Below are 25,979 nucleotides of genomic sequence, written 5' to 3'. Positions count from 1 at the left end.
GAGCCGGAACCGCGCTTCGGGCTCAGGACAGGATGCGTCCAAGGCTCAGGCCGAGCCGTAGGGCGTAGGCGTCGCGCTGATCGAGGGGTGAGAACCCGGTCACGTCCTCGACGCGTCCGAGGCGATAACGCGCCGTGTTGGCATGGATGAACAGGCGCCGCGACGTGCCCTCGATGCTGCCGGTCTCGAAGAAGACTTCGAGCGTTTCCAGCAGGTCGCCGCCGTGTCCCTCGAGCGCCTTGAAGACGTGATCCGCGAGCGCGCGCCGCGCGTGACCGTCGCCCATGAGCGCCCGTTCGGGCAGCAAATCGGACGCCAGCACCGGACGCGGGGCGGCCGGCCAAGCCGCAACTGCTCGTCGGCCGGCCAGGGCCGCTCGCGCGCTGGTCACGGTCGAGGCGAGGTCGTGCACCACCGGGCCGACCACGATGGGACCTGGACCGAAGGCGTCCGAAAGCCCGGCGGTGGCAGCGACGGCGTCCGCGTCGGTGCTGAAGGAACCGCCCAACAAGACGACGAGGCGTTCTCCTTGGGGCGCCAGGAGGGCGTCGATGCCGGCGCGGGCGGCGATCCGACGCAGGGAGGCGTCCTTGGCGCCGTTGAGGTCGCCGATGACGACAGTGATGCCGGCCGGTGCGCTCCAGCCCAGCGCCGACGCGCGCGAGAGCACCGTCTCGGACGCGTCGCCCCGGATCACCGCGTCGATGACCATGGCCTCGACGCGGGCGTCCCAGGCGCCGCGGGTCTCGGCCGCGTGCGCGTACACCTCGGCCGCGTCGAAGGCGACCTCGCGCGCGTAGTGCAGGATCGCCGTCTTGCACACAGCCCGATCACCGCGCGGCATCTGTGTGGAGACGTGCAGTTCGACGCTGGCAATCGTTGAGCGGATCAGATCGAGGGTCTGCTGCAGCGAGACCTGGCGCTGCAGCGGACGCGGCGCCGAGTCGAAGATGTTTCCCGCGCCCGGGCCGGACGCCCCTCGTTCGAACCACGACACGAAGCCGTCGACACCGGTCCGGACGATCACGTTGATCCAGGATCGGTAGTCGGGGTCGAGGGCCTTGATCCAGGCGTACTTCGTCGCCATGTCGGCGAGCGCCGTCGCGGTCATGGCCGGCGCGGCGGCCGCCAGTCGTTTGGAGATGGCCGCCCGGACGCGAGGCGACGGAACCCAGTCAGCTTCGTTGGACGCCACCGCCACCCTCCCCTCGGATCCCGGCCAGCCTAGTGGCGGCGCTGGTGGGTACGCTGCGGGGCCATGGGCTGGGCGGACCGCATCGGAAGGCGACGTCGCCGTGTCTGAAAAGCCGGCGAGCCCGGCGCGACACCGACGCCTCCAGGCCAGCCTGGACCCGACTTCTCCCCACCCGCCTGGCAGGAACCCCTCGAGACCATCGGCGACGGGGTCGTCACCAACTCCCGCTGGCGTCCGCCGACGCGTCCTCAGGTCCGGCGTCCGAGCCCGACCAAGCGTCGCGCGCTGCCCTCGTTCGCTCGGACGGGGAGTTGCTGGGATCCTGGCGCTGGGAGGGCCCGACGGGTCCCTCGGCTCGGCCCAGCGAGCCCACGCCGCAGATCGGGACGCCTCCCACGGCAGCGCCACCGGTGCCTGCCTCGGGCGCCGGCAGGATCGGCGTCCCCGGAGCGTTGGTCCAGCCGCCGAGCGGCTGGGGGCCGACCGAGGATGGGAGCCTCTTCAACGCCGCGCGGTTCAGCCGCGGGTCAGCAACGATCCTCGTGGACGTGGCGGGGGAGTCCACGCCCGAGGAGGCCTGCGAGGCCCAGTCGTCCCGCACCCAGTGGCTGGTGGATCCCAGGCCGGACCCCGAGCCGATCCCCGTGACGTCGACGGGTGGGCCAGCAGAGTCCAGGGTCGACGTGGCCCTCTCAGACTCGGTCCGCAACTGGCACCTCACCTGCTTCACCCACCACGATCAGACGTACGTTGTGACGGCCTTCGCCGGCGCCTCGACCGACCCTGCACCCTCGATCGAAGCCGTCCTGACGTCCTGGACGTGGGCCTGAGGCTTGCCTCTCGCCCGTCGATCGCGTAGGAGTGGGCGGGTGACCCAGATCGACCCCGTGGAGGCCCTGCGCGAGATCGCCTACCTCATGGAGCGCGCCGGCGGCCAGACCCGCAAGGCCACCGCGTTCCGCAAGGCGGCCGACGTCCTGACGGCGCTGACCCCCGCCGACCGCGCCGTCGTGGACGCCGCGCGCTCCTGGACGTCGCTCCCCGGCATCGGCGAGTCCACGGCCAAGGTCATCGCGCAGGCGTCCGACGGCATCCTTCCCGAGTATCTGGCGAGCGTCCGCGACGAGACAGCGTCCTTCGATAGCCAAGCCGGGCCGCTGCTCGGCGCGATCCGCGGCGAACTGCACTCCCACACGGACGCCTCCGACGGCTACTCGCCGCTGCCCGACATGGTGGACGCCGCCCGCGCCCTCGGCCGCGAGTACCTGGCGGTGACGGATCACTCCCCGAACCTGCGGGTGGCCCGCGGCCTGGACGCGTCCCGCCTGCGAGCCCAACTCGACGACATCGCCGCCCTCAACCGCGAGGTGGCGCCCTTCCGGATCCTCACCGGCATCGAGGCCGACATCCTCGACGACGGCGCGCTCGACCAGGAGCCCGGCCTGCTGGACGCCCTCGACCTCGTGGTCGCGTCCGTGCACTCCAAGCTCCGCATGGACGCCGACGCGATGACGAGCCGGATGGTCGCCGCCATCGCCAACCCGCGCTCGGACATCCTGGGCCACGTCACCGGACGCCTCATCGCCGGCGGACGCGGCACCCGGCCACAGAGCGCTTTCGATGCCGAGGTGGTCTTCGAGGCGTGCCGGCACTTCGGCAAGGCCGTCGAGATCAACTCTCGACCCGAGCGACTGGACCCGCCGGACGATCTCTTGGCGCTGGCGTCCGAGATGGGATGTCTGTTCGCGATCGACACGGACGCCCACGCTCCCGGCCAACTCGAGTGGACGGTGCACGGGGTCCGCAAGGCGATGGCCGCCGGAATCGACGCCGACCGCATCGTCAACACCTGGCCGGTCGAGCGGCTCCTGGACTGGACCGCCTCCCACCAGAACTGACGCGTCCGGGCTGCCCGATAGGGCCCGGACGGTCCCGAGGGCCAGCCGTGGTGTGCTTTCGGGCGTGGAACGAGGCAGGATGGACACCGAACGCAACGCATCGCGAAAGGACGACACGTGGCCGCTCGTGACTCTGGACCCATCTTGAACGGGATCCCCGCCAACCTGCCCGACACCGACCCGGCGGAGACCGCCGAGTGGTTGGAGTCGCTGGACGGCATGATCGAGGCGGGCGGACGCAACCGCGCGCGCTACGTGATGCTGAAGATGATGGAACGCGCGCGTGATCGGCACGTGGGCATCCCGTCGCTGACCGCCACCGACTTCGTCAACACGATCCCCGCCGAGCGCGAGCCCTGGTACCCGGGCGACGTCGACCTGGAGCGCAAGTTCCGTCGCCTGGTCCGGTGGAACGCGGCCGTGATGGTGCACCGGGCGCAGCGTCCGGGCGTGGGCGTCGGCGGCCACATCTCCACGTACGCGTCCTCGGCGACGCTGTACGAGGTGGGCTTCAACCACTTCTTCCGCGGCAAGGACCACGCAGGCGGCGGCGATCAGATCTTCTTCCAGGGCCACGCTTCGCCCGGCATGTATGCCCGCGCGTTCCTCGAGGGACGCCTCGACGAGGCCGATCTGGACGGCTTCCGCCAGGAGAAGAGCCACATCGTCGACGGACGCGTCCGCGCGCTGCCGTCCTACCCGCACCCGCGGCAGATGCCCGACTTCTGGGAGTTCCCGACGGTGTCGATGGGCCTTGGTCCGATCAACGCGATCTACCAGGCGCAGTTCAACAAGTACCTGCACAACCGTGGCCTGAAGGACACCTCCGACCAGAACGTCTGGGCGTTCCTCGGCGACGGCGAGATGGATGAGGTCGAGAGCCGCGGTGCGCTGCAGCTCGCGGCGTACGAGGGTCTCGACAACCTGAACTTCGTCATCAACTGCAACCTGCAGCGCCTCGACGGTCCCGTCCGCGGCAACGGCAAGATCATGCAGGAGCTGGAGGCCTTCTTCCGTGGCGCCGGCTGGAACGTCATCAAGGTCGTCTGGGGACGCGGCTGGGATCCGCTGCTCGCCCAGGACAAGGACGGCGCCCTCGTCAACCTGATGAACGCCACCTCGGACGGCGACTACCAGACCTTCAAGGCGAACGACGGCGCCTACGTGCGCGAGCACTTCTTCAACCGCGACCCGCGCACCGCGAAGATGGTCGAGGGCTGGACCGACGACCAGATCTGGCGCCTCTCTCGCGGCGGCCATGACTACCACAAGGTCTACTCGGCCTTCGACTCGGCCGTGAAGTTCCAGGGCGCGCCCACCGTGATCCTGGCGCACACCATCAAGGGCTACTTCCTCGGGCAGCACTTCGCGGGCCGCAACGCCACGCACCAGATGAAGAAGTTCGCGCTCGACGACCTCAAGCAGTTCCGCGATCGCCTCGACATGCCGATCACGGACGCGCAGCTGGAGGAGAACCTCTACCAGCCGCCGTACGTGCGTCCCGAGGCGGACGACGAGCGCATCCAGTACGCCCTCGAGCGCCGTAAGGCCCTCGGCGGAGGCGTCCCGCAGCGCCGCAATCAGCCGAAGCCGATCGCGCTGCCGAGCGACAAGGCGTACGCGTCGGTCAGGAAGGGCTCCGGCAACCAGCCCGTCGCGACGACGATGGCGCTCGTCCGCCTGGTCAAGGATCTCCTGCGCGAGAAGGACTTCGCCCCGCACTTCGTCCCGATCATCCCGGACGAGGCGCGCACGTTCGGCATGGACTCGTTCTTCCCGACGGTCAAGATCTACAACCCGCACGGCCAGAACTACACGCCGGTGGACCACGAGCTGATGCTGTCCTACCGCGAGGCCAAGAACGGTCAGATCCTGCACCTGGGCATCAACGAGGCCGGCTCGCTGGCGTCCTTCACGGCCGTGGGCAGCAGCTACGCGACGCACGACCTGCCGATGGTGCCGTTCTACATCTTCTATTCGATGTTCGGCTTCCAGCGCACCGGGGACGCCATCTGGGCGGCCGCCGACCAGCTGTCGCGCGGCTTCATGATCGGCGCCACCGCCGGACGCACCACGCTGACCGGCGAGGGAACCCAGCACATGGACGGGCACAGCCCGATGCTCGCCGCGACGAACCCGGCCGTGGTGACGTACGACCCGGCGTACGGCTACGAGATCGCGCACATCATGCGCGCGGGTCTCGAGCGCATGTACGGCGACAAGCCCGAGGACGTCATCTATTACCTCACGGTCTACAACGAGCCGATGGTGCAGCCGGCCGAGCCGGAGAACGTCGATGTCGAGGGCATCCTCAAGGGCATGTACCTGCTCAAGGAGGGCTCGTTCGAGGGCGTCAACCCGGACGCGCGCCGCTGCCAGCTGCTGGCGTCCGGCGTCGGAGTCCCGTGGGCGCTGGAGGCCCAAGAGCTGCTCAAGCGCGACTACGGCGTGGTCGCGGACGTCTGGAGCGTCACGAGCTGGACCGAACTGCGCCGCGAGGCCATGGACTGTGACGAGCACAACTTCTTGTACCCGGACGCCGAGCGTCGCGTCCCGTACGTGACGCAGCGCTTGTCCGGACGCCCCGGACCCGTGATCGCGACCTCGGACTACATGAAGCAGGTCCAGGACCAGATCGCTCAATGGGTGCCGGCTCGCTTCGCGTCCCTGGGTGCGGACGGCTTCGGCTTCTCCGAGACGCGCGCCGCGGCTCGTCGCTTCTTCCACATCGACGGTCCGTCGATGGCGGTCCGGGCGTTGCAGCTGTTGGTGGACGCCGGCGAGCTCGATCCGTCGGTGCCTCGCGAGGCTGCCGAGCGCTACCAGCTGCTCGACGTCACGGCGGGGGCGTCCGGGAACGCGGGAGGCGACAGCTGACCGTGGGTTCGCGCAGCGCTGTCGGGCGCGCCGAGTTTCTGGCACTGTAGATGCCACCCATCGACGTGCGTGAGAAAGCGGAGGAACCAGTGGGAACCACGGCAGGGCCGGGTAAGCAGGACACCCGGGCGGTCGTTGCGATGGAATTGCGCACCGGCCTGGCCATTCAGGAACTGGGCTGGGACTCCGACGTTGACGAGTCCCTGCGCGACGCCATCATGGACGCCGTCGACGGTGACCTGGTCGAGGACGCGCTGGAGGCCGTGGACGCCGTGCTGCTGTGGTGGCGCGACGAGGACGGTGACCTGGTCGATGGCCTCGTGGACTCGCTGCGCGATCTCTCCGACACCGGCCACATCTGGCTGATGACGCCGAAGGTGGGGCGTCCCGGCTACGTGGACCCGGCCGACATCGCCGAGGGCGCCATCACGGCGGGCCTGGCGTTGGCCAACGTCGTCAAAGTCAGCAAGGACTGGCACGCCCAAAAGGTCGTCCGCCCCAAGGCGAGTCGCAAGTAAAGCGCCTACGCCGAGGAGCCGCCGCGGCCCGGGCGTCCCTATCGCTGGTCGTGGCCGATCAATGGCGCCTCCTCGTCCGCGTCACGGAGACGCTTGGCCGCCTGGAGACGGTCTTTCGCAGCCATGACGCAGGGCGGGTGGGCAGCTAGCATGGTCCGCCGGGGCGCATAGCTCAGCTGGTAGAGCCCCTCCCTTACAAGGAGGTGGTCGGGGGTTCGAGTCCCTCTGCGCCCACCCGCGATGACCTCGGCGGACGGCGTCCGGGGTAGACTCCACCCTCGTGGCCGCCGACATTGACAACGACATCGAGACGCTCGATCGCACCCTGACCTCCATCGAGGCGGTGCTCGACGTGCCGTCGATGCGGGCCGAGATCGCGAAGCTCGGCGAGGAGGTCGCGGCCCCCGATCTTTGGGACGACCAGGCCAACGCCCAGCGCGTCACGTCGCGGCTGTCGCGGTTGCAGGCCGAGGTCGAGAAGGTCACCAAGCTCCGTCAGCGCCTCGATGACCTGAGCGTCCTGGTCGAGCTGGCCCAAGAAGAGTCCGACAGCGCGACGCTCGCGGAGGCGTCCGGTGAATACAAGGTGCTGCGCGACGATCTGGAGGTCCTGGAGATCCGGACGCTCCTGAACGGCGAATACGACGAGCGCGACGCGGTCGTGTCGATCCGCTCCGGCGCCGGGGGAGTGGACGCCGCCGACTTCGCCGAGATGCTGCTGCGCATGTACCTGCGCTGGGCCGAGCGCCACGGCTACGCGGTCAAGATCCTCGACACGAGCTACGCCGAGGAGGCGGGCCTGAAGTCGGTGACGTTCGAAGTCAGCGCGCCTTTCGCCTACGGGACGCTCAGCGTCGAGGGCGGCACCCACCGCCTGGTCCGGATCTCGCCGTTCGACAATCAGGGACGCCGTCAGACCAGCTTCGCCGCGGTCGAGGTCATCCCGCTGATCGAGTCGACCGACCACATCGACGTGCCCGAGTCCGACATCCGCGTCGACGTCTTCCGCAGCTCGGGCCCGGGTGGCCAGTCGGTCAACACGACGGACTCCGCGGTCCGCATCACCCACCTGCCGACTGGCCTGGTGGTGTCCATGCAGGACGAGAAGAGCCAAATCCAGAACCGTGCCGCCGCGCTCCGCGTCCTGCAGTCGCGCCTCCTGCTGCTCAAGAAGCAGGAGGAGGACGCCAAGAAGAAGGAGTTGGCCGGCGACGTCAAGGCGTCCTGGGGCGACCAGATGCGCTCGTACGTGCTGAACCCGTACCAGATGGTCAAGGACCTGCGCACCGAGTACGAGGTCGGCAACCCCGACGCCGTGTTCGACGGCGACATCGACGGCTTCCTGGACGCCGGAATCCGCTGGCGTCGCCAGGCCGAGCAGGCCGCTTCGTAGCCGCGCGGCGGCGCGCCGATTGGGACGCCGCTGGCCTCGTCTGGCATTCTCGTACCCGTTCCTGAACTTTTCTCAGGAATCCGATCGTCTCTGGAAGCACCTGTGATCACTTTCGACAACGTCAGCAAGACCTACGCCGGGCAGACCCGTCCGGCGTTGCGCGACGTCAGCTTGGACATCGACAAGGGCGAGTTCGTGTTCCTCGTCGGCTCCTCCGGCTCGGGCAAGTCGACGTTCCTCCGCCTCATCCTGCGCGAGTACAAGCCGACCAAGGGCTCGATCTACGTCGCCGGCCACGATCTCGGACGCCTCCCGGCCTGGCGCATCCCGCGCCTTCGCCGCCAGGTGGGCACCGTGTTCCAGGACTTCCGCCTCCTGCCCGGGAAGACCGTCTACGAGAACGTTGCCTTCGCGCTGCAGGTCATCGGCAAGTCGAGCCGCGAGATCCGCACGATCGTGCCCGAGACGCTCGATCTCGTCGGGCTGGGCGACAAGAGCGAGCGGCTGACCGACGAACTGTCGGGTGGCGAGCAGCAGCGGGTCGCGTTGGCCCGTGCCTTCGTGAACCGGCCGCCGATCCTGATCGCGGACGAGCCCACGGGCAACCTGGACCCGACGACCTCGGTCGGCATCATGAAGCTGCTCGACCGCATCAACAAGACCGGAACCACCGTGATCATGGCGACGCACGATTCGACGATCGTCGACCAGATGCGCAAGCGCGTGATCGAACTCTCGGACGGCGAGCTCGTCCGTGACCAGAGCAAGGGCGTTTATGGCTACTGAGCTTGAGTTGACGACCAACCAGCGAGGAGGCCTGGCATGCGCCACACGCTGACCGAGGCCCTGTCGGGTCTGCGCCGGAACATCACGATGACGATCGCCGTGGTCGTCACCATGTGGGTGTCCCTGTCGCTGTTCGGGGTGGGGCTGCTGTCCGCCCAGCAGGTCGACCTGATCAAGGGTCGCTGGTACGACAAGATCGAAGTCACGGTCTTCCTGTGCACCGCGGCGACCCAGGGCACCAACTGCGACGCCGGGCACGATGCCACGGACGCCCAGCGCGACGTGATCCGCAAGACCCTCGAGTCGAACGCCGAAGTGGCCGCGGTCACCTACGAGACCAAGGACGAGGTCTTCGTCCAGTTCAAAGAGGTCTACAAGGACTCGTCCATCCTCGGCACCATGACGGCAGCCGACATGCAGGACAACTTCCGGGTCAAGCTGAAGAACCCCGAGGACTACCAGGGCGTGGTCTCGGCGGTGCAGGGGCTGCCCGGGGTGCAGAAGGTGCAAGACCTTCGCGGCATTCTGGAGCCCGTTTTCGCGTGGCTCAATCTCGCCCGCGTGGCGACCGTCGGGGCGTCCCTGCTGTTGCTGCTCGCCGCGGCTCTGCAGATCGGCAACACCATCCGCATGGCCGCGTTCTCGCGGCGACGCGAGCTCGGCATCATGAGGCTCGTCGGCGCCAGCAACTGGTTCATCGTGCTGCCGTTCCTGCTCGAATCGCTGGTCGCGGCCCTCGCCGGAGCCGTCCTGGCGTGCCTCACGTTGGCGGGCCTGGAGCAGTTCGTGATCATCGGCAAGGCTCAACCTGCCATCCAGACCGTCCGCTGGATCGGCTGGGACAATATCGGACTCACCGTGCTAGCTGTTGTGGCGGTGGCCGTCGTGCTCTCTACTATTCCAACGTTGATAGCCACACGACGCTACCTGCGCGTGTGACGACATCCGGCCCCGGCCGGACTCACATCGGAGATGCACGTGGTTGAGGATTCTTCCCCCCGAAACACGTTGAGCAAGCTGAGCCTCCGGCTCGGGTTGGCCACCGCGGTCATCGCGACCTCATGCGGTGTGTCCGCCCTGCCCGCCCAAGCGGCCAGCCTCTCGACCCTGCAGAAACAAGCTGCTGCGGCGTCCGCTCAGGCCGCCGCCGCGCGGGCCAAGGCGGACGCCGCCGCGCAGCAGGTGGCAGCGGCGAAGGCCGCCAGCGCCCAGTCGGCGAGCCGGGTCGCTGCCGCAGCGTCCCAGGTAGACGCCGCGCAGGGACAGGTCAGCTCGGCCGGGGTTGAGCTGTCGGCGTCCGAGCAGAAGCTTGCCAACGCCCAACGCACCGTGCTGGAAACCCGCCAGCAGCTCCAGCAGGCCCGCGACTACGATGCCCAGCTCGCCTCCGAGTTGGCGGCCGCACAGGACGCTCTCGCCGACGCCAAGGGCGCGGTCGCCGCGGGCCAGGCCCAGCTCGAGACCCAACAGAGCCTGATGGGTTCGGCGGCGCGGGAGGCGTTCCAGCAGCAGTCCTCCATCGAGGGACTCGCGACCATCTTCGGCTCACAGACCCCCTCCGACCTGTCGCAGCGCCTGCAGTGGAGCGACACGATCTTCGACACCCAGGCGGCCGAAAAGGCCCGCCTCGACCTGTACCAGACCCAACTGCAGGCCTCCCGGGACCTCCAGGCCCAGATCGAGGCCCGCGTCTCCGCCGCCAAGGACGCGTCCGCGGCGCAGGTGAGGATCGTCGCCGACCTCGAGCGCAAGGCCACCGAGGCCCAGGCGGCGTTCCAATCGCTGGTGGCGCAGAACCAGCAGGCGCTTCAGCAGGCCCAAGCCGTGCTGTCGGCCAACCAGGGGGCGTTGGGCTCGGCGCAAGGCGCTCAGTCTGCGGCTCAGCAGCAACTCAGCGCCGCGCAGAGCCAACTGGCGGCGTCCCAGGCTGCCATCGCCGAAGCCGAGGCTGAGGCTGCGCAGACCCAGAAGGAGATCCAGGCGCTCATCGCGGCGCAGAAGGCCGCGGCGGCCGCCTCCGCCTCCTCGGGCTCGGCGCCGGCGTCCGGTTCGTCGTCCGGAGCATCCGGCAGCGTGTCGTCGTCCGGCTTCATCCGTCCAGTGGACGCCAACCCCGGGTCGCCCTTCGGAATGCGGTTCCACCCGATCCTGCATTACTGGCGCCTTCACGCCGGCACCGACTTCGGCGCCGCCTGCGGGACGCCGATCTACGCCGCCCGCGCAGGGGTCGTCCTGTCGGCCGGGTTCAGCGGGGGCGCCGGCAACCGCATCGTCCTCGGGCACGGCACGATCAACGGCAGCTACGTCACGACGAGCTACTTCCACCAGTCCAAGTTCGCCGTCAGCGTCGGCCAGCAGGTCAGCCGGGGCCAGCTGATCGGGTACGTCGGCACGACGGGCCTGTCCACCGGCTGCCACCTGCACCTGGAGGTTCGCCACGACGGGACGCCCGTCAACCCGATGAACTACATCCCGTAGGGGGCTGTTCGCGGCGATTGGTAGTCTGGCGGCACGCCCACCACGAAGGAGGCCGCCATGCCCCGTCCCACAGGACGCGTGCTTGTCGCCCAGAACAAGAAGGCGCGCCACGACTACGAGATCGGTGAGCGCTTCGAGGCTGGCCTCGTCCTGACCGGCACCGAGGTCAAGTCGTTGCGGGGTGGCCGCGCATCGCTCGTCGACGGGTTCGCGACCGTGGACGACGGCGAGGTGTGGCTGCGCAATGTGAACATTCCCGAGTACCGTTTCGGCACCTGGACCAACCACGCCCCCAAGCGCAATCGCAAGCTCCTGCTGCACAGCAAGGAGATCGCGAAGCTCTTCCGCGAGACCGAGAACTCCGGACGCACCATCGTGCCGTTGTCGATCTACTTCTCCGACGGCTACGCCAAGGTCGAGATCGCCGTGGCCACCGGCAAGCGGGACTGGGACAAGCGGCAGACTCTCGCCAAGCGCGACGCCGACCGCGAGGCACAGCGGGCCATGGCGTCCAGGAACCGTCGGGTGTCCCGATGAGGGCCATCCGGACGCGGTTCGCGCGGCCCGCGTCCTGGCTGGGGGCGCTGGTGCTGGCTCTGTCCATGGTGGCGCTTGGACCGGCTCTGCCCGCGTTGGCCGCGACTCCCGACACCTTCGATCGCTTCGACGTCGACTATGTGGTGGGCACGGATGGCGTTGCCCACGTGACCGAGACGATCGTCTATCGCTTCGGCAGCGACGCCGGACGCCACGGGCTCGATCGCAAGTTGGTGACGCGTGAGCCGTCCGGGGACCAGGCCGACAAGGACGTCGTCTTCCCCGTCAGCAACGTGAAGGTCACCTCGCCGGACCCGGTCTCGACCCAGACCCAGATCGAAGAGTTCGCCGATCAGTCCAACCCGCGCTCGCTCCTCACCAGGATTCGGATCGGCTCGGCCAACCGGACAATCACCAGCGACACGGTCACCTACGTGATCACCTACGACCAGCGCGGTCTGCTGCGCGGCCCGCAGGCGGCGTTCGACGAGTTCCACGTGGACGCCATCGGTCCGGGCGTCGGGCTGGTCAGGTCGGCCACCGTGACGGTCACCGTGCCCCAGGGCGCCCAGGACGTGGTGTGTTCCGCGGCCCCGTCGGGGCAGAAGGCGGACTGCACGTCGGCGACCATCACCGACGGCAAGGCGGTCTTCACCGCACAACCGCTCCAAACCAACTACGTCCTGTCTGTCGACGCGAAGATCGTGAAGGGGGCTGCCGGGACGGCGTCCCGGATCTACGTCGACTCGACGGTGGCCGCCGAGCAGAGGCAGACGATCTGGGCGCTGATCGCGGGAGGCATCGGTGCCGTCCTGATGCCCATCTTCGGGTGGCTTTACTACCGCCCGAGGTCGCGCGATGACCGCTTCGCGGGCGCCCCACCCGGCACGTTCCCGCCCAAGGGGGCCAAGGTGGGCGTCGAGCCGAACCAACTCAAGGACGTGCCGGTCTCGTTCGCCGCGCCGCGGCTGCCGCTGATGTACGCGGGCTACCTGCTTGAAGGTACGTCCAAGGTCCAGCACCTCACCGCCACGCTCATCGGGCTCGCCACCGCCGGCGCGATCCAGCTGTTCGGCTCGGCGCCCGGCGACGACCGTCCGCCGACGGCAGTGCCGAGGGATCCGAAACGCAGTCCGGACAAGCCCAGCCGCCTGTTGTTCGACGGCCTGTTCGGCAACGACCCCTCGCCGGTGGCGCTGGATGAAGCGGGCAGCCTGGAGAGCGTCCGCCAGGCGCTGGAGGACGACACGATCGAAGCAGCTCGCGCCCAGGGCTGGTTCAAGCGCGGCTTGAGCGGGGTATCGCTGCGCGGACGCGCCGCACCGAGGCTCGGGGGTCTGCTCTTCGCTGGCTTCATGCTGGTCAGCTTCATCGGCACCGGCGGCTCGTGGCTGTGGGCGATCATTCCGATCGTGACCTCCGCCGCGATCACGATCGCGATCGTGGCCACCAAGCTCGTCCGAGGTCAGCGGACGGCCGTGGGCCGCGCCTGGACCGACCAGATCGAGGGCTTCCGCACCTACATCGCGACGGCCGAGGCCGAGCAACTCCGGTTCGAAGAGGGCGAGGACATCTTCACCAAGTACCTGCCGTGGGCGGTGCTGTTCGGGCTGGCCGAGCGCTGGACGAAGGTCTGTGAGCAGGCGGTCGCGCTGGGTCGCATGGCCACGCCGGACACCTACTGGTACGGCGGCGGTCCCTGGAACCCCAACGTGGTGCTGTGGAACGTGAACTCCTGGGACGACTCCCTGTCGACGTCGAGCGTCCCGCAGGTGAGCGACTCGTCCTTCGGCGGGACAGGGTTCGGGGGTGGCTCTGGCTTCGGTGGCGGCGGTGGGTTCTCCGGTGGCGGGTCCGGCGGCGGCGGTGCGAGCGGTTGGTAACCGCGGCCCCAAGCCAACTACGCTCATCGCCATGGACAAGCCACAGGTGACGATCGACGGCCCCGCGTCGGCAGAACTGGTTCTCGAAGACCTTGAGGTGGGCACCGGGCCCGAGGCCGAGCGCGGCAAGCGCGTCGCGGTGCACTACGTCGGGGTCGCGCACAGCGACGGCGCCGAGTTCGACAACAGCTACGACCGCGGCGACCCGCTGGTGTTCAACTTGGGCGCGGGGCAGGTCATCCGCGGCTGGGACGACGGCATCGTCGGGATGAAGGTGGGCGGACGCCGCCGCATCACGATCCCGCCGCACCTGGGATACGGGGCTCGCGGCGCTGGCGGCGTCATCAAGCCGAACGAGACGCTCGTCTTCGTCTGCGACCTCGTCGGCGTCCGCTGACGCTGCGGCGTCCGGGAAGAATTCGGCGTCGCCGGAGGTTGCTAAGCTGGTAGTTCCCGGCGACGGGGAACTCGCCCGATCAGTAGCGGGCGGGACAACTCAACAGGGGGTGACTGGTTTCGACTTGGGACGGTAGTCCCAGGAGAAGCGGGCCGAGGAGCCGACGACATCTCGTTAACGATCGCCGGAAACCAATAAGTGCCAACTCTGAGCGCACTGACTTCGCTCTCGCTGCCTGATCAGTGATCGAAGGGTCGACCCGGGCTTAGCCTTCAGCCCGGTCATCGGCCTCATCTAGAAGGCTTGCTCCGGCGCTGGTGTTCCAGCGGCGTCGGGGGACTTTGCTGGGGCTGGGCTTGTCCACCACTCGCTGGCGTGAGGGTGGGAGCCGAGTAGAACGTTTTGCCAGCTGCGCCCGGAGAAGACCTGGTTCGCCTCTTGAGGACGCGGGTTCGATTCCCGCCACCTCCACCCCTTACAAGGTCCCGGGACATGCAAGTTGTGTGTCCCGGGTTCTTTGTGTCCTTCAGGTCCAGGTCAAGGCCTCCTGAAGGTGTCTGATTGAGTCGCCGACAGGCCCGCGTGAGAGCAGGCCTGGCCCCAAGGGTCCGCCCGGCTCTCCCAGGGCTGGCAGCCGCCGCAAGGCGGCTCTCACTTCGAGCGACATCTGCGCAAGCTGCCACGTCATCTCGAGCGACCACGCCTGCATTGCATCGTCCCCCGCAGCGAGGAGGGCTGCATGGCAGGCGTACCCTGCTGCGCCGAGGGCGTGCGCCCCCATGTGTGCCGTCGCCAGTGCCTGCCCGGCAGCGCGGCCAGCCGCTGCGGCAGCTGCTGTCACGTCAGGCCGGGGCCCCTTACCGCCACCTCGCTGGAGAATCATCTCGGCCGCGCCAATTGTTCCTCGCGCGAAGGCGCGGGCTGCGGCAATGGCAGTACGGGGTCGCGCATCGACCGGGGCTTCGGCTTCGAACAGCGGCAGTACGTGTTCGGCGCAGTCGGCTGCCCACGCCGAGAGCACCCGCCTGTCCGACAGGCTCAAGGTTTGCTGCGAGCTCACGATCGCCACTGTAGGCCGCCCCCATGGCGATGTGAGTCAGTCGCTGGCCCCCAGATCTGCCTGGGCAGTTGTGGTCAGGGACTGTGCCTTTGGGCAATCCAGTCGACTCGCCAGGGATGGTCGCTCGTGAGGTCGTCCACCAAGGCGATCGGGAACGATGAGCGTCAGCGGCCGTAGTGGTAGCGACAACTGGCAATGCGCACCTCGTTGTTGACGACCTTGTACACCAGGCGATGCTCGTCGGTGATGCGTCTGGACCAGTAGCCAGACAGCCCATGCTTGAGGGCCTCGGGCTTGCCGATTCCCTCATTGCCGTGACGTGCTACGTCCTGGATGAGCAGGTTGATGCGCTTGAGCGTCCGGCGGTCTTCGGTCTGCCACCACAGGTAGTCGTCCCAAGCAGTCTCATCCCAGATGAGGAGCACAGACTCAGTCCTCGGTGAGATGGTGGCGAGTGCCGCCGCCGCTCTCCAGTCGGTCGATGGAGTCCAGGAGTCGTCGGGCGTTGGCGGGCGAGCGCATGAGGTACGCGGTCTCGCGCAGAGACTCGTAGTCGGCAAGGGAGACGATGACGACGGGTTCGTGCCCGGCGCGAGTGATGATCGTCTCCTCACGGTTGTTGACCACGTCGTCGAGCACCTGCGCGTAGTTGGCGCGCGACTCGGTGTAGCTGAGCGTCTTCATGGCGAACCCCCTGTACGTAAAACTGTACGTTTGAACATGAAGGGTGTCAACAGGTCGGCGGCTGGCGAGCAACTGTCGATGAGCTCCGAATGCCACGAGTTCGACAGGTGCCCTCGATCGACAGGACTGCTTGTGATCGCTCGTCCTTCGGGGCCGGACGATCGTTGTTTCTGCGAGGCGTCCGCTGGCGGTGGCAGGATGACCTCAGGAGGTGGGGATGAGCGCTGTCATCAGGCCGGGACTGCTGCTGGCGGCCGGCGTGGGCGTCAGCGACGGCGTGTTCGACCAGACCGTCTGCCTCATTCTGGACGCCGACGCGAACGGTGCCCTCGGCGTCGTTCTCAACCGGCTCTCCGCGTACGACCTGGAGGCCGTCCTGCCCGGGTGGGGGCCCCTGGTCACGTTCCCGGAGCTGCTCTTCGACGGCGGACCGGTGTCGCCGGAGGGGGCGATCTGCCTGGCCGAGCCGGCCCGCGCGGACGAAGAGCCGCCGGGCTGGCGTCCGCTGTTCGACGGCATCGGACTGCTGCACCTCGACACCCCTCTGGAGATCGTGGCAGGCGCCTACCGCAGCCTGCGCATCTACGCGGGGTATGCCGGCTGGGGTCCGGGCCAGCTCGAACGCGAGCTGGAGGACCACTACTGGCACGTCGTGACCTCGCCGGTCTCGGCCGTCTTCGACGCAGATCCGAGTACTCTGTGGCGTCGGGTGCTGCGTCGTCAGCGTGGCGAACTTGGGCTGTTGTCGACGTGGACGCCGACGCCAGAGTTGAATTGACGCCGCGGAGTAGCTCCCGCGGCAGCGCGGTCACCCGGACTGTGCAACGTTTGTCGAGGGAACCGTTCGATGGAGGTGGGGCAACGTGGCTGAATCTTCGAAGGCGCTGACGGGGAGTCGCGTTCTGGTCGTCGATGACGATGCCGCCCTGGCCGAGATGCTGCAGATCGTGTTGCGCGCCTCGGGCTTCGACACGTCTTGGGTCGGCCGCGGGGATGAGGTCATGGCCGAGTTCGGTCGCTTCAAGCCCGACCTCGTCCTGCTCGACCTGATGCTCCCCGGACGCGACGGCGTCGACGTCTGCCGCGAGCTGCGAGCCAGCTCGGACGTGGCCATCGTGATGCTCACCGCCAAGTCGGACACGACCGACGTCGTCTCTGGCCTAGAGGCGGGCGCCGATGACTACGTACCGAAGCCATTCAAGACTCAGGAACTGCTTGCCCGTGTGAAGACGCGCCTGCGCCGTTCCGTGGTCGAGGAGAACGATCCCTCCGTGCTCCGGATCGGCGACGTCGTCATCGACGTCGAGGCCCACACCGTCCACCGTGGCGACCAGGCCGTCGCGCTCACGCCGCTGGAGTTCGACCTGCTGCTGGCCCTGGCCCGCAAGCCCCGGCAGGCGTTCAGCCGCGAGCTGTTGCTGCAAGAAGTCTGGGGCTACCGGCATCCGGGTGACACCCGTTTGGTCAACGTGCACGTGCAGCGGCTGCGCTCCAAAATCGAGAAGGATCCCGAGCGTCCCGAGATCATCGTGACGGTCCGCGGGATCGGCTACCGGGCGGGCACGCCGGCAGCCTCATGAGGGGCGCCCTGAGGCGCCTGGTGAGCGAGCCGGTGCAGCGCTGGGAGCGCTCGCTCCCGTACCGCGCGGTCGTCAGCGCGCTGGTGGTCACCGTGGTCGCCTGGCTGCTGGCGGCGGGCCTGTTGGTGGCCCAACTGTTGGTGAGCCTCAGCCCGGTCATCGGGCCGGGGGAGCGCGACATCCTGCGTGATGCGGTGATCCGCGCGGAGCTGGTGAGCGCGCTCGTCCTGCTCCCCGTCCTGGGCGGGGCGATCTACTGGATCTCGCTGCAGGTTGTCCGGCCGCTGCGCGCAGCCCGGGTGGCTGCCGAGGGCCTTGCCGCGGGCGACCTCGCGCGCCGGATGGTCGTCGAGGGGCCGGAGGACTCGTCCTCGCTGGCCCGCTCGATCAACGACATGGCAGCCGAACTCAGCCGCCGGCTCGCCGACCTGCGGGCGATGGCGCAGCAGCAACACCAGTTCGTGTCGGACGTCTCGCATGAGTTGCGGACGCCGATGACCACCGTCCGGATGGCCGCCGAGGTCATCCACGAGTCGAGGGCCGAGTTGTCTCCGGTGATGGCGCGGTCGGCCGAGTTGCTGGCCCGCGAGGTCGACCGGTTCGAGACCCTGCTGACCGACCTGCTGGACCTGTCCCGGATCGACGCCGGCGCGGCCGTTCTCGCCGCCGAAGAGACCGACGTCACCCAGCTCGTCAAGGACGAGGTCGGTTCGCAGATCCCCCTGAGCATCACGTTCGGCAGCGAGCTCCGGGTGGACGCCGACGCTGGCGTCATCGCTCGCGTGGACGCCATACGCCTGCGCCGGATCGTGGTCAACCTGCTGACCAACGCCATCGAGCACGGCGAGGGACGGCCCATCGACGTGGTGGTCCGGGCGGGCGAGACGGCGGTGGCGATCGTGGTCCGCGATCACGGGGTGGGGCTCACCGCGGACGAACGCGAGCACGTCTTCACGCGGTTCTGGCGCGCGGACCCGTCTCGCTTCCGAACGGTCGGAGGCACCGGGCTTGGCCTGGCGATCGCCCTGGAGAACGCCGAGTTGCACGGTGGTCGCCTCGACGTGTGGGGACGCCCCGGGCAGGGTGCCCAGTTCAGGCTGCTCCTGCCCCTCGCTCCCGGCGGCGACCTCGGGGCCGAGCCGTGGCCCTTCGTCCCGCCGGACGCGGAGGCCTCCGGCGCGGCGTGAAAGCCCGCGCCTAATGTGTAGGCGTGTAGCTATTGGTCGACGGCGGGGGAGTTGCTGCTGGGCGCCGAGTGCCCCGGCTGCCGGGCGGCGGGGCTCGGCCTTTGTGCCGAGTGCCGCAGAGTGCTGGCGGAGCGCTCGGTCCTGGGCGGCGTGATCGCCGGCGTCCCCTGGTGCGCGGCCGCCGAGTACGAGGGCGCCTGGAGCCACTGCCTGGTCGCCTACAAGGAGCGGCGGGCGTGGACCCTGGCGCGTCCGCTGGGACGCGCCCTGGCCTGGTCGGTCGCAGGGCTTCTGGGTGGGGAGAGCCGGATCGCGCTGGTCCCCGTCCCGTCCGCGCCCGCCGTCGTCCGGCAACGCGGAGAGGACGTGACGCAGCGGCTGGCGCGCGAGGCGTCCGCGGCCCTGGTGCGGGTCGGCTGCGACGCGACGGTCGAGCGGGCGCTCCGGCAAACGCGAGGCGTCCAGGATCAGGCGGGACTGGACGTTGCGGGCCGGCGGCGCAACCTCGCGGGCTCGATGGTCGCCGTCTCCGCACGGTCCGTCCCCGTGGTCGTCGTGGACGACATCTCGACCACGGGGGCGACCCTCGAAGAAGGTGTCAGGGCCATGGTCGCCGGCGGACGTCACGTCATCGGTACCGCGGTGGTCGCTGCCACCCGTCGACGCGACGGCCGCCCTCAGGCGTGGATGGGCGGGAGCGGACACAGGTCCACTCCCGCCCACGGTCGAGATGACTAGATCGCTTGATCGCCGGTCTCACCCGTCCGGATGCGGACCGCGTTCTCCACCGGCGTGACCCAGACCTTGCCGTCTCCGACTTCGCCGGTGTGGGCCGCTTTGAGGATGGTGCCCACCACCGCCTCGACGTCGACGTCCGCTGTCAGCAACTCCAGGCGCACCTTCAAGATGAAGTCGATGGACATCGTCTCGCCGCGGTAGACCTCCTTGTGGCCCTGCTGTCTGGCGTACCCCGTCACCTCCGACACGGTCATTCCTTTGGCGCCCAGATGCACCAGCGCGGTCTGGACCTGGTCGAGCATCGACGGCTGGATGATGGCGGTGATGAGCTTCATGCGGAACGCTCCTTCGTGGCTGAGGCGTGGTCGAGGTCGGTTGGGGAGGACGGGGACGCGGCACGAATCGCCTCGACGTGGGCCAGCACATGGCTGGGCAGCGAGCCGGGTTCCACCAGGAGGGTTCTGCGGACGCCGTCGAACGACGAGTAGTAGACCGGGCTCAGGTCATAGCCAATCTCGCTGTGCTCGGCCAAGTCGATGCCGCTGTTCTCGTCCGCCTTGCTCACCCGGAAGCCAACGGTCACCTTGATGATCACTCCCAGCAGCAGGGTGACCACGAACGAGTACGCGAGCACGCTCAGCGCCCCCAAGGCCTGACGTCCCAGCTGATCCAGACCGCCACCGTAGAACAGCCCAGCCGTTTTCGCGGGCGTACCGGGATCGGCAAACAGGCCGATGGCCAGGGTGCCCAACAGGCCGCCGACAAGGTGGACGCCCACCACATCCAGCGAGTCGTCGAGCCGGAGCCGGGTCTTGATGCCGATGGCAAAGGCGCAGCCGACTCCCGCCAGGGCGCCGATCGCGAGTGCCCCCAAGGGGCTGACGGACCCGGCGGCGGGTGTGACGGCGACGAGCCCCGCGACGAGACCGGAGGCGGCCCCCAAGGACGTGGGGTGTCCGTCCCGAACTTGTTCGACCACGAGCCAGGCGAGCATGGCCGCAGCCGGAGCGGCGAGCGTGTTGACCCAGGCCACGGCGGCGGTCGTGCCAGCGCCAAGGGCCGAGCCCGCGTTGAATCCGAACCAGCCGAACCACAGCAGCCCGGCACCGAGCATGACCAGGGTCATGTTGTGGGGGCGCATGGGCTTGGCGAGAAAGTCGATGCGGCGTCCCAGCACGATCGCGAGGGCGAGGCCGGCCGCCCCGGCGTTGATGTGGATCGCGGTCCCACCCGCGAAGTCGATGGCCTTGACCGTGTTCGCGATCCAGCCACCGTGCTCCGCGCCCAGGCCGTCGAAGGCGAAGACCCAGTGGGCGGCGGGGAAGTAGACGAACACTGACCATAGGACGGTGAACAGAGTCCAGGCCTTGAAGGACGTGCGATCGGCGACAGAGCCTGAGACGAGCGCCACCGCGATGATGGCGAACGCCGCCTGGAAGGCGACGAACGCAAGAGCCGGCACGGTGGCGACGACGGCGTCCGGGCTCATCAACGACGTCAGTCCGGCGAACTGGAGCGGATTGCCGATGACGCCGCCCAGGCTGTCGCCGAAGCTCATCGAGTAGCCGAACAGCACCCAGAGAACGCCGACGGTTCCCATGGAGATGAACGACATCATGATCATGTTGAGGGCGCCCTTGGCGCGGACCATTCCGCCGTAGAAGAAGGCCAGTCCCGGCGTCATGAGAAGCACGAGGCCTGCGCTGGCGAGCACCCAGGCGGTGTCTCCGGTGTTGATTTCGTGGATCATGACCGAGACTCTGCAGGGCCCAGGTTTCGGTCGATGACGCGCAGCGTTAGCGGGGCGTTACCCCCTGTTACGGGTCTGTTACGGCCGCGACTGCAGGCGTCCGGCTGCTTCGGGCTGAAACTGAGGCCGTCCGCCCAACATGCCCGGTCGCCCCCTGACTAAAACTTGTGGGTTGCGCTACGTTGGGGCCATGGCACACCAGCCGGCCAACCCGCACTCGCGGGGAGAGCCGGGCCGGGTGCCTTTTGTCGTCTCACTAGGAGGTACACCATGGACGTCCTCGTCAGCGGTCGGCGCTGCACCATCTCCGATGACTTTCGCGAGAAGGTCACTGAACGCATCCGTTCCATCGAACGGCTGCGCGATCGGGTGATCAGGGTCGAGGTCCAGGTGTCTGCCGAGCCGCACGCGAAGCAGCCCGATCAGGCGACCCGCTGCGAGATCACGCTCCACAGCAAGGGGCCGGTCGTGCGCGCCGAGGGCTCGGCCGACGAGAAGTCGATCGCCTTCGAGCGGGCGTTGGAGAAGCTGAAGACCCAACTCCGCCGCGCGGCTGATCGCCGCAAGACGCACCGTGGCCTGCGCGTGGAGCAGCAGGTCACCGAGGGCGCGCCCGTCCCGTCGGTGCTGGTGGAGCCGCCGCACGTCGACGTCCCCGAGAAGCACGTGATCGCGGGTGTCGAGGTCACGGGTGACGGGCCGTTGGTGGTGCGTGAGAAGTTCTTCCCCGCGACGCCGCTCACCCTCGCCCAGGCGCTCGACGAGATGGAACTGGTCGGCCACGACTTCTTCCTCTACGTCGATGCCGAGACGGGGGCGCCGAGCGTCGTCTACCACCGCCGCGCCTACGACTACGGCGTGATTCACCTGGAGATGGGCGCCTAGGCGATCCTGCGACGGTGCTGAGCATCGCTTCGAGCGGCGGCCGGGCATGACGCCCGGCCGCCGGCTGTCGTTGGACGCCGCGCGTCGCGTCGCCCTCGCGGCCCAGGGTTTCGGACGCCCGCGCCCGGCGGTCGTGAGCGGCCGGCACGTCCAGCGGGTCATTGACCAGGTGGCCCAGTTCCAGATCGACTCGATCAACGTCGCCGTCCGCGCCCAGTACATGCCGCTGTTCGCGCGGCTCGGGCCGTACGACCGCTCGCTGCTGGACGCAGCCGCGGGCCCCGCCCAGCGACGGCTGTTCGAGTACTGGGGCCACGCCGCGTCGCTGATCGACGTCGACCTACAGCCAGCACTGCGGATGCGGATGAGGTCGGAACGCACCTGGACGCCGGGACGCGTCCAGCAGATCCTGGCCGCGAAGCCGGACCTGCGGGAGCGCATCCTCGCCGACCTGGCGGCGTCCGGGCCGCTGACCGCGCGCGAGATCGACAACGTCGAAGAGCGCAAGAAGGTGTCGTGGGGCTGGAACTGGTCCGAGGCGAAGTTCATCCTCGAAGACCTGTTCGACTGCGGCACGGTGGCGGTGGCGTCCAGGAACAGCCAGTTCGAGCGCCGCTACGACCTCGCGGAGCGGGTGCTGCCGGGCCGCGTGCTGGAGGTCGCGGACCCGAGCAACGAGGCGTCCTACGACGTGCTGATCGGCAGGGCCGCGCGGGCGCTCGGGGTGGCCGATCTGGGGGCTCTTACCTCGTACTTCTACCTCAAGAAGGCCGCGGGGCTGGCGTCCGTGCGGCGGCTGGAGGCGTCCGGCCTGCTCCGTCCGGTCGAGGTCGATGGGCTGGGGGAGCACTGGCTCTGGCACGAGGCGGCGGTGCCGCGCACCATCACCACCCAGGCGCTGGTCAGTCCGTTCGACTCGCTGGTCTTCGATCGGCAACGGGTGCTGGACCTGTTCGGCGTCCACTACCGCATCGAGGTCTACACCCCGGCGGCCAAGCGGCAGCACGGCTACTACGTCTACCTGTTCGTCTGCGACGACGCGATCGCCGCGCGGGTCGACCTCAAGGCCGACCGCGGCCGGGGCGTGCTGGTGGTGCAGGCGTCCTGGGTCGAGGGCGGGCAGCAACCGGACGCCGTCGCACCGCGCCTCGCCGAGGAACTGCGCGCCATGGCCTCCTGGCTGGGGCTGACCAAGGTCGCGGTGACATCGGTGGGCACCCTGGCGCCCAAGCTCGCCCGCCACCTGTGAGTCGCGCGTCGTCATGGTGACGGTTGCCCGGTTCTGGTCGGCCGAATGCAGCCGTGTTGGGTTGTCGGTCCGCCACTGGACGCCGAACGGCGACCGTCCCGAGGGACGGCCGCCGTTGCTCAGTTCGGTTCCTGCGCTTGTCGAAGGGTGGTTCCTGAGCTTGTCGAAGGACTACTCGCCCAGGTACGCCGACTGGACGCGGGGATCCTTCAGCAGGTCGCGTCCGGGACCTTCCAGGACGACCTTGCCCACCTCGAGGACGTACGCATGATCGGCGACCTCGAGCGCGGCCTTGGCGTTCTGCTCGATCAGCAGCACGGTCACGCCCGAGTCGTGGATGGTCCGGATGATCTTGAAGATGTCCTTGACCACCAGCGGCGCCAGCCCCAGGGACGGCTCGTCCAGCATCATCAACTCCGGACGGCTCATGAGGGCGCGTCCGATGGCGAGCATCTGCTGCTCGCCGCCCGAGAGCGTCCCGCCCTTCTGGGTGCGGCGCTCCTCCATGCGCGGGAAGAGCTCGAACACCCAGTCCATGTCCTTGGCGACTTCGGGACCCTTGCGGGCGTAGGCGCCCAACGTCAGGTTCTCGGTCACCGTCAGGTTCGGGAAGATGCGGCGTCCCTCGGGGGCGAGCGTCAAGCCGGCCTTGACCAGGTCCATCGTCTTGGTCGACTTGACGTCCTTGCCCTTGTAAGAGACCGATCCGGTGTACTTGATCAGGTTCATGATCGCGTTGAGGGACGTCGACTTGCCGGCGCCGTTGGCGCCGATGAGCGAGACGATCTGCCCTTGTTCGACGTTGAGGTCGATGCCCTTGAGGGCGTGGATGCCGCCGTAGTGGACGTTCAGATCCTTGACCGTGAGCATTACTTGTCCCCTCCGATCTCGGACGCCGACGCGTCCGTGTGCGGCAGCACGCCGAGGTGCTCGGCCGCCTCGGCGACCGCCGGTTCGTCCGCCCCGACCCGCGCCAGTTCCGGATCGATGTCGCCGTCGTCATCGACGCCCAGATAGGCCTCGACGACCGCCGGATTGTTCTGGACCTCCTTGGGCGTGCCCTGGGCGATCTCCTCGCCGTAGACCAGGACCCAGAGCTTGTCGCAGATGCCCATGACGAGCTGCATGTGGTGCTCGATCATCAACACCGAGATGTCGTGCGCTTGCTGGAGCTGCTTGATCAGGCCGATGAAGGCCATGGTCTCGGCGGGGTTCATGCCCGCGGCTGGCTCGTCCAGCAGCAGCAGCCGGGGCTTCGTCGCCAGCGCCCGGGCGATCTCGAGCTTGCGCTGGAGGCCGTAGGGGAGCGAGGACGACTTGTCGTCGCGGAACTGCAGCAGGCCGAGCTCCTCGAGCAGGGCGTGGGCGTTGTCGTACTGCGCCTTGTCCTCGCCGCGGTAGCGGGGGAGCCCCACGGTCTGGCCGAACAGCGACGACTTCACCAGCATGTGCTGAGAGATCAGGACGTTCTCCAGCACCGACAGCTCCTTGAAGAGCCGGATGTTCTGGAAGGTCCGGGCGATGCCCTTGCGGGTGATCTCGTGCGGCTTGAGCCCGGTGATGTCCTGGCCGAGGAAGGTGACCTTGCCGGACGTGGGCTTGTAGACGCCGGTGATGCCGTTGAAGGCGGTCGTCTTTCCCGCGCCGTTCGGGCCGATCAGGCCGATGACCTCGCCGTCGCCGACCTCGATGGTGAGGTCTTTGAGGGCCTTCAGGCCGCCGAAGAAGATCGACAGGTTGTCGGTGCTAAGCATGGTTGGCCTCCTCGTCCAGCTCTTCGTCGGACCGGGACGGGGTGGGAGTCTCCGCGACGGCGTCCGTGGTGGACGCCGAGGCGACGGCCACCTTCTTCCTCCGACCAAACCGCTTGGATAGGTACTCCGGAGTGAGCTCGTTCTTGCCCATCAGCCCTTCTCGCCAGAACAGCACGACGGCGAGCAGGAGGGCCGAGAAGACGACCATGCGCAGGCCAGGGACGCCGCTGATGCGGTAGCCGAAGGCCTCCATGGAACCGTCGAGGAAGCGCAGCCACTCCATGCCGAACGTGATCACGACGGCCGCGATGACGCTGCCCGAGATCGAGCCCAGGCCGCCGAGGACGATGATCAAGACGATGTTGAACGTGTAGAGGAAGTTGAACATCTTCGGGTCGATCGAGCCCAGGAAGCCGGCCAGCAGGCCGCCGCCAAGCCCAGCCATGGCGGATCCGATGACGAACGAGGTGATCTTGGTGCGGTACAGGTTGATGCCCATCGCCTCCGCGGCGACTTCGTCTTCACGGATGGCCTTGAGGGAGCGTCCGAAGGAGCTGCCCACGAGACGCACCATGAAGACGATCATCAACAGGGCCACGCCCCAGCTCCACCAGACCGACGTCTCGGTGGGGATGCGGATCAGGCCCTGGGCGCCGTTGGTGATCGACTGGGTGTTGCTAAAGACCACCCGGATGATCTCGCCGAACCCGAGCGTGGCGATGGCGAGGTAGTCGTCGCGCAGCCGCAGCGCCGGGATGGCGATCAGCCAGGCGAGAAGACCTGCCATCACCGTCGCGAGGATGAGTGCGACCCAGAACGGGGTCTGGATGGCGAAGAGGATCGGGTTCATCGGTTCCAGGAAGAAGTTCTGCTTCTTGGCGTCCGGGGGCAGGGTGCAGATCGCCACGGTGTAAGCCCCGACGGCCATGAAGCCGGCGTGACCGAGCGAGAACAGGCCCGTGAAGCCGTTGATGAGGTTCAGGCCTAGCGCCAGGATGACAAAGATTCCGGACAGGATGAACATCCCGAACCAGAACTGACCGAGGACCGGTCGGGCGAAGGCCATGACGACCAGCGCCAGGGCGATCGCGGCGATCGCGAGGATGAGGTTGCGTTGTTTGCTGGTCATG

26 protein-coding genes, 1 tRNA gene and 1 other RNA gene are annotated in these 25,979 nt (G+C 68.3%); 19 read left to right on the top strand and 9 right to left on the bottom strand.

Features of this window, described 5'->3' with window-relative positions; translation table 11 throughout:
- Nucleotides 1-22 precede the first annotated feature (22 nt).
- Nucleotides 23-1,195 carry a PucR family transcriptional regulator gene (locus tag FN821_RS06075; protein ID WP_241660132.1) on the bottom strand — a complete coding sequence of 391 codons (1,173 nt, stop codon included), beginning with the start codon at nt 1,193-1,195 and terminating at the stop codon, nt 23-25.
- 410 nt (nt 1,196-1,605) lie between these two features.
- Between FN821_RS06075 and FN821_RS06070 the strand changes: the two genes are divergently transcribed.
- The 13 genes from FN821_RS06070 to ssrA all read left to right on the top strand — a co-directional run bounded on the left by FN821_RS06070 (nt 1,606) and on the right by ssrA (nt 14,436).
- Nucleotides 1,606-2,025 (top strand): hypothetical protein, encoded by a 420-nt coding sequence (locus tag FN821_RS06070; protein WP_131171818.1) that lies wholly within the window; start codon nt 1,606-1,608, stop codon nt 2,023-2,025.
- Nucleotides 2,026-2,064: 39 nt separating this feature from the next.
- The gene (locus FN821_RS06065) at nt 2,065-3,093 is read left to right on the top strand and encodes a PHP domain-containing protein (RefSeq protein WP_241660131.1); all 1,029 of its coding nucleotides are present in this window, start codon (nt 2,065-2,067) and stop codon (nt 3,091-3,093) included.
- Between the two features lie 117 nt (nt 3,094-3,210).
- Nucleotides 3,211-5,970 (top strand): pyruvate dehydrogenase (acetyl-transferring), homodimeric type, encoded by a 2,760-nt coding sequence (gene aceE, locus FN821_RS06060; RefSeq protein WP_131171817.1) that lies wholly within the window; start codon nt 3,211-3,213, stop codon nt 5,968-5,970.
- Between the two features lie 140 nt (nt 5,971-6,110).
- Nucleotides 6,111-6,488, top strand: coding sequence for a DUF3052 domain-containing protein (locus FN821_RS06055; protein WP_131171816.1), 378 nt, complete (start codon nt 6,111-6,113; stop codon nt 6,486-6,488).
- A gap of 161 nt (nt 6,489-6,649) precedes the next feature.
- A tRNA-Val gene (locus FN821_RS06050) sits at nt 6,650-6,722 on the top strand.
- 46 nt (nt 6,723-6,768) lie between these two features.
- Nucleotides 6,769-7,881: a peptide chain release factor 2 gene (prfB, locus tag FN821_RS06045; protein ID WP_131171815.1), complete on the top strand. Its 1,113-nt coding sequence runs from the start codon at nt 6,769-6,771 to the stop codon at nt 7,879-7,881.
- A gap of 102 nt (nt 7,882-7,983) precedes the next feature.
- Nucleotides 7,984-8,667, top strand: coding sequence for a cell division ATP-binding protein FtsE (gene ftsE, locus FN821_RS06040; RefSeq protein ID WP_131171814.1), 684 nt, complete (start codon nt 7,984-7,986; stop codon nt 8,665-8,667).
- A 36-nt stretch (nt 8,668-8,703) separates the two neighbouring features.
- Complete coding sequence (ftsX, locus tag FN821_RS06035; protein WP_206662021.1) at nt 8,704-9,606, top strand: permease-like cell division protein FtsX; 903 nt, start codon at nt 8,704-8,706, stop codon at nt 9,604-9,606.
- Between the two features lie 39 nt (nt 9,607-9,645).
- Nucleotides 9,646-11,145 carry a M23 family metallopeptidase gene (locus FN821_RS06030; RefSeq protein WP_165489278.1) on the top strand — a complete coding sequence of 500 codons (1,500 nt, stop codon included), beginning with the start codon at nt 9,646-9,648 and terminating at the stop codon, nt 11,143-11,145.
- Nucleotides 11,146-11,202: 57 nt separating this feature from the next.
- Nucleotides 11,203-11,682, top strand: a complete 480-nt coding sequence (smpB, locus tag FN821_RS06025; RefSeq protein WP_131171812.1) for an SsrA-binding protein SmpB — start codon at nt 11,203-11,205, stop codon at nt 11,680-11,682.
- Entirely contained in the window at nt 11,679-13,565 is a 1,887-nt protein-coding gene (locus FN821_RS06020; RefSeq protein ID WP_131171811.1) for a DUF2207 domain-containing protein, read from the top strand. Before smpB ends, FN821_RS06020 begins: the two co-directional genes overlap by 4 nt.
- A gap of 31 nt (nt 13,566-13,596) precedes the next feature.
- Entirely contained in the window at nt 13,597-13,962 is a 366-nt protein-coding gene (locus tag FN821_RS06015; RefSeq protein WP_131171810.1) for an FKBP-type peptidyl-prolyl cis-trans isomerase, read from the top strand.
- A gap of 105 nt (nt 13,963-14,067) precedes the next feature.
- Nucleotides 14,068-14,436: a transfer-messenger RNA gene (ssrA, locus tag FN821_RS06010) on the top strand.
- Between the two features lie 52 nt (nt 14,437-14,488).
- Here ssrA and FN821_RS14965 read toward each other — a convergent pair.
- From FN821_RS14965 to FN821_RS05995, 3 genes are all read right to left on the bottom strand, one after another.
- A complete protein-coding gene (locus FN821_RS14965; protein WP_131171809.1) occupies nt 14,489-15,022 on the bottom strand; it encodes a putative immunity protein in 534 nt (177 codons plus the stop codon).
- Nucleotides 15,023-15,186: 164 nt separating this feature from the next.
- Nucleotides 15,187-15,447 (bottom strand): Txe/YoeB family addiction module toxin, encoded by a 261-nt coding sequence (locus tag FN821_RS06000; RefSeq protein ID WP_131171808.1) that lies wholly within the window; start codon nt 15,445-15,447, stop codon nt 15,187-15,189.
- Nucleotides 15,448-15,451: 4 nt separating this feature from the next.
- Nucleotides 15,452-15,706, bottom strand: coding sequence for a type II toxin-antitoxin system Phd/YefM family antitoxin (locus tag FN821_RS05995; RefSeq protein WP_131171807.1), 255 nt, complete (start codon nt 15,704-15,706; stop codon nt 15,452-15,454).
- Between the two features lie 217 nt (nt 15,707-15,923).
- Here FN821_RS05995 and FN821_RS05990 point away from each other — a divergent pair, with 217 nt between their 5' ends.
- The 4 genes from FN821_RS05990 (at nt 15,924) to FN821_RS05975 (ending at nt 19,211) form a co-directional block, all read left to right on the top strand.
- Nucleotides 15,924-16,484, top strand: a complete 561-nt coding sequence (locus tag FN821_RS05990) for a YqgE/AlgH family protein (protein WP_131171806.1) — start codon at nt 15,924-15,926, stop codon at nt 16,482-16,484.
- An 85-nt stretch (nt 16,485-16,569) separates the two neighbouring features.
- Nucleotides 16,570-17,286 carry an MtrAB system response regulator MtrA gene (gene mtrA / locus FN821_RS05985; protein WP_131171805.1) on the top strand — a complete coding sequence of 239 codons (717 nt, stop codon included), beginning with the start codon at nt 16,570-16,572 and terminating at the stop codon, nt 17,284-17,286.
- 20 nt (nt 17,287-17,306) lie between these two features.
- Nucleotides 17,307-18,473: a sensor histidine kinase gene (locus FN821_RS05980; RefSeq protein WP_131171804.1), complete on the top strand. Its 1,167-nt coding sequence runs from the start codon at nt 17,307-17,309 to the stop codon at nt 18,471-18,473.
- 51 nt (nt 18,474-18,524) lie between these two features.
- Nucleotides 18,525-19,211 carry a ComF family protein gene (locus FN821_RS05975; protein WP_131171803.1) on the top strand — a complete coding sequence of 229 codons (687 nt, stop codon included), beginning with the start codon at nt 18,525-18,527 and terminating at the stop codon, nt 19,209-19,211.
- Here the strand turns inward: FN821_RS05975 and FN821_RS05970 are convergent.
- Both FN821_RS05970 and FN821_RS05965 read right to left on the bottom strand, forming a co-directional pair.
- Nucleotides 19,208-19,546: a P-II family nitrogen regulator gene (locus FN821_RS05970; RefSeq protein ID WP_131171802.1), complete on the bottom strand. Its 339-nt coding sequence runs from the start codon at nt 19,544-19,546 to the stop codon at nt 19,208-19,210. The genes FN821_RS05975 and FN821_RS05970 overlap by 4 nt on opposite strands.
- The gene (locus tag FN821_RS05965) at nt 19,543-20,961 is read right to left on the bottom strand and encodes an ammonium transporter (RefSeq protein WP_180319742.1); all 1,419 of its coding nucleotides are present in this window, start codon (nt 20,959-20,961) and stop codon (nt 19,543-19,545) included. Before FN821_RS05965 ends, FN821_RS05970 begins: the two co-directional genes overlap by 4 nt.
- A 270-nt stretch (nt 20,962-21,231) precedes the next feature.
- Between FN821_RS05965 and hpf the strand changes: the two genes are divergently transcribed.
- Together hpf and FN821_RS05955 are read left to right on the top strand one after the other, a co-directional pair.
- Nucleotides 21,232-21,846: a ribosome hibernation-promoting factor, HPF/YfiA family gene (hpf, locus tag FN821_RS05960; RefSeq protein WP_131171801.1), complete on the top strand. Its 615-nt coding sequence runs from the start codon at nt 21,232-21,234 to the stop codon at nt 21,844-21,846.
- Between the two features lie 46 nt (nt 21,847-21,892).
- The gene (locus FN821_RS05955; protein ID WP_131171800.1) at nt 21,893-23,095 is read left to right on the top strand and encodes a winged helix-turn-helix domain-containing protein; all 1,203 of its coding nucleotides are present in this window, start codon (nt 21,893-21,895) and stop codon (nt 23,093-23,095) included.
- Nucleotides 23,096-23,266: 171 nt separating this feature from the next.
- Here the strand turns inward: FN821_RS05955 and FN821_RS05950 are convergent, their stop codons facing one another.
- Genes FN821_RS05950 through FN821_RS05940 form a run of 3 tightly spaced genes read right to left on the bottom strand, consistent with a single transcriptional unit; the run spans nt 23,267 to nt 25,978 of the window.
- Entirely contained in the window at nt 23,267-23,965 is a 699-nt protein-coding gene (locus FN821_RS05950; RefSeq protein ID WP_131171799.1) for an ABC transporter ATP-binding protein, read from the bottom strand.
- Complete coding sequence (locus FN821_RS05945; protein WP_131171798.1) at nt 23,965-24,849, bottom strand: ABC transporter ATP-binding protein; 885 nt, start codon at nt 24,847-24,849, stop codon at nt 23,965-23,967. The genes FN821_RS05950 and FN821_RS05945 overlap by 1 nt, the downstream gene beginning before the upstream one ends.
- On the bottom strand, nt 24,842-25,978 hold the full coding sequence (locus tag FN821_RS05940; RefSeq protein ID WP_131171797.1) for a branched-chain amino acid ABC transporter permease: 1,137 nt from the start codon (nt 25,976-25,978) through the stop codon (nt 24,842-24,844). Before FN821_RS05940 ends, FN821_RS05945 begins: the two co-directional genes overlap by 8 nt.
- Between the last annotated feature and the right edge of the window lies 1 nt (nt 25,979).

This window comes from Propioniciclava tarda (genome assembly GCF_900182665.1).
In the GTDB taxonomy this organism is placed as follows: domain Bacteria; phylum Actinomycetota; class Actinomycetes; order Propionibacteriales; family Propionibacteriaceae; genus Propioniciclava; species Propioniciclava tarda.
The sequence above is the reverse complement of the archived record's forward strand: the minus strand, read 5'-3'. Positions and strand labels throughout refer to the sequence as shown.

What these genes read in the sequence shown, in the direction of transcription:
- FN821_RS05940 (WP_131171797.1), bottom strand. Translation starts at nt 25,978, where the DNA reads ATGACCAGCAAACAACGCAACCTCATCCTCGCGATCGCCGCGATCGCC.
- ftsX (WP_206662021.1), top strand. Translation starts at nt 8,704, where the DNA reads ATGCGCCACACGCTGACCGAGGCCCTGTCGGGTCTGCGCCGGAACATC.
- FN821_RS05965 (WP_180319742.1), bottom strand. Translation starts at nt 20,961, where the DNA reads ATGATCCACGAAATCAACACCGGAGACACCGCCTGGGTGCTCGCCAGC.
- FN821_RS05950 (WP_131171799.1), bottom strand. Translation starts at nt 23,965, where the DNA reads ATGCTCACGGTCAAGGATCTGAACGTCCACTACGGCGGCATCCACGCC.
- FN821_RS06055 (WP_131171816.1), top strand. Translation starts at nt 6,111, where the DNA reads ATGGAATTGCGCACCGGCCTGGCCATTCAGGAACTGGGCTGGGACTCC.
- FN821_RS05990 (WP_131171806.1), top strand. Translation starts at nt 15,924, where the DNA reads ATGAGCGCTGTCATCAGGCCGGGACTGCTGCTGGCGGCCGGCGTGGGC.
- FN821_RS06015 (WP_131171810.1), top strand. Translation starts at nt 13,597, where the DNA reads ATGGACAAGCCACAGGTGACGATCGACGGCCCCGCGTCGGCAGAACTG.
- FN821_RS05995 (WP_131171807.1), bottom strand. Translation starts at nt 15,706, where the DNA reads ATGAAGACGCTCAGCTACACCGAGTCGCGCGCCAACTACGCGCAGGTG.
- FN821_RS05955 (WP_131171800.1), top strand. Translation starts at nt 21,893, where the DNA reads ATGACGCCCGGCCGCCGGCTGTCGTTGGACGCCGCGCGTCGCGTCGCC.
- smpB (WP_131171812.1), top strand. Translation starts at nt 11,203, where the DNA reads ATGCCCCGTCCCACAGGACGCGTGCTTGTCGCCCAGAACAAGAAGGCG.
- FN821_RS06020 (WP_131171811.1), top strand. Translation starts at nt 11,679, where the DNA reads ATGAGGGCCATCCGGACGCGGTTCGCGCGGCCCGCGTCCTGGCTGGGG.
- FN821_RS05970 (WP_131171802.1), bottom strand. Translation starts at nt 19,546, where the DNA reads ATGAAGCTCATCACCGCCATCATCCAGCCGTCGATGCTCGACCAGGTC.
- hpf (WP_131171801.1), top strand. Translation starts at nt 21,232, where the DNA reads ATGGACGTCCTCGTCAGCGGTCGGCGCTGCACCATCTCCGATGACTTT.
- FN821_RS05945 (WP_131171798.1), bottom strand. Translation starts at nt 24,849, where the DNA reads ATGCTTAGCACCGACAACCTGTCGATCTTCTTCGGCGGCCTGAAGGCC.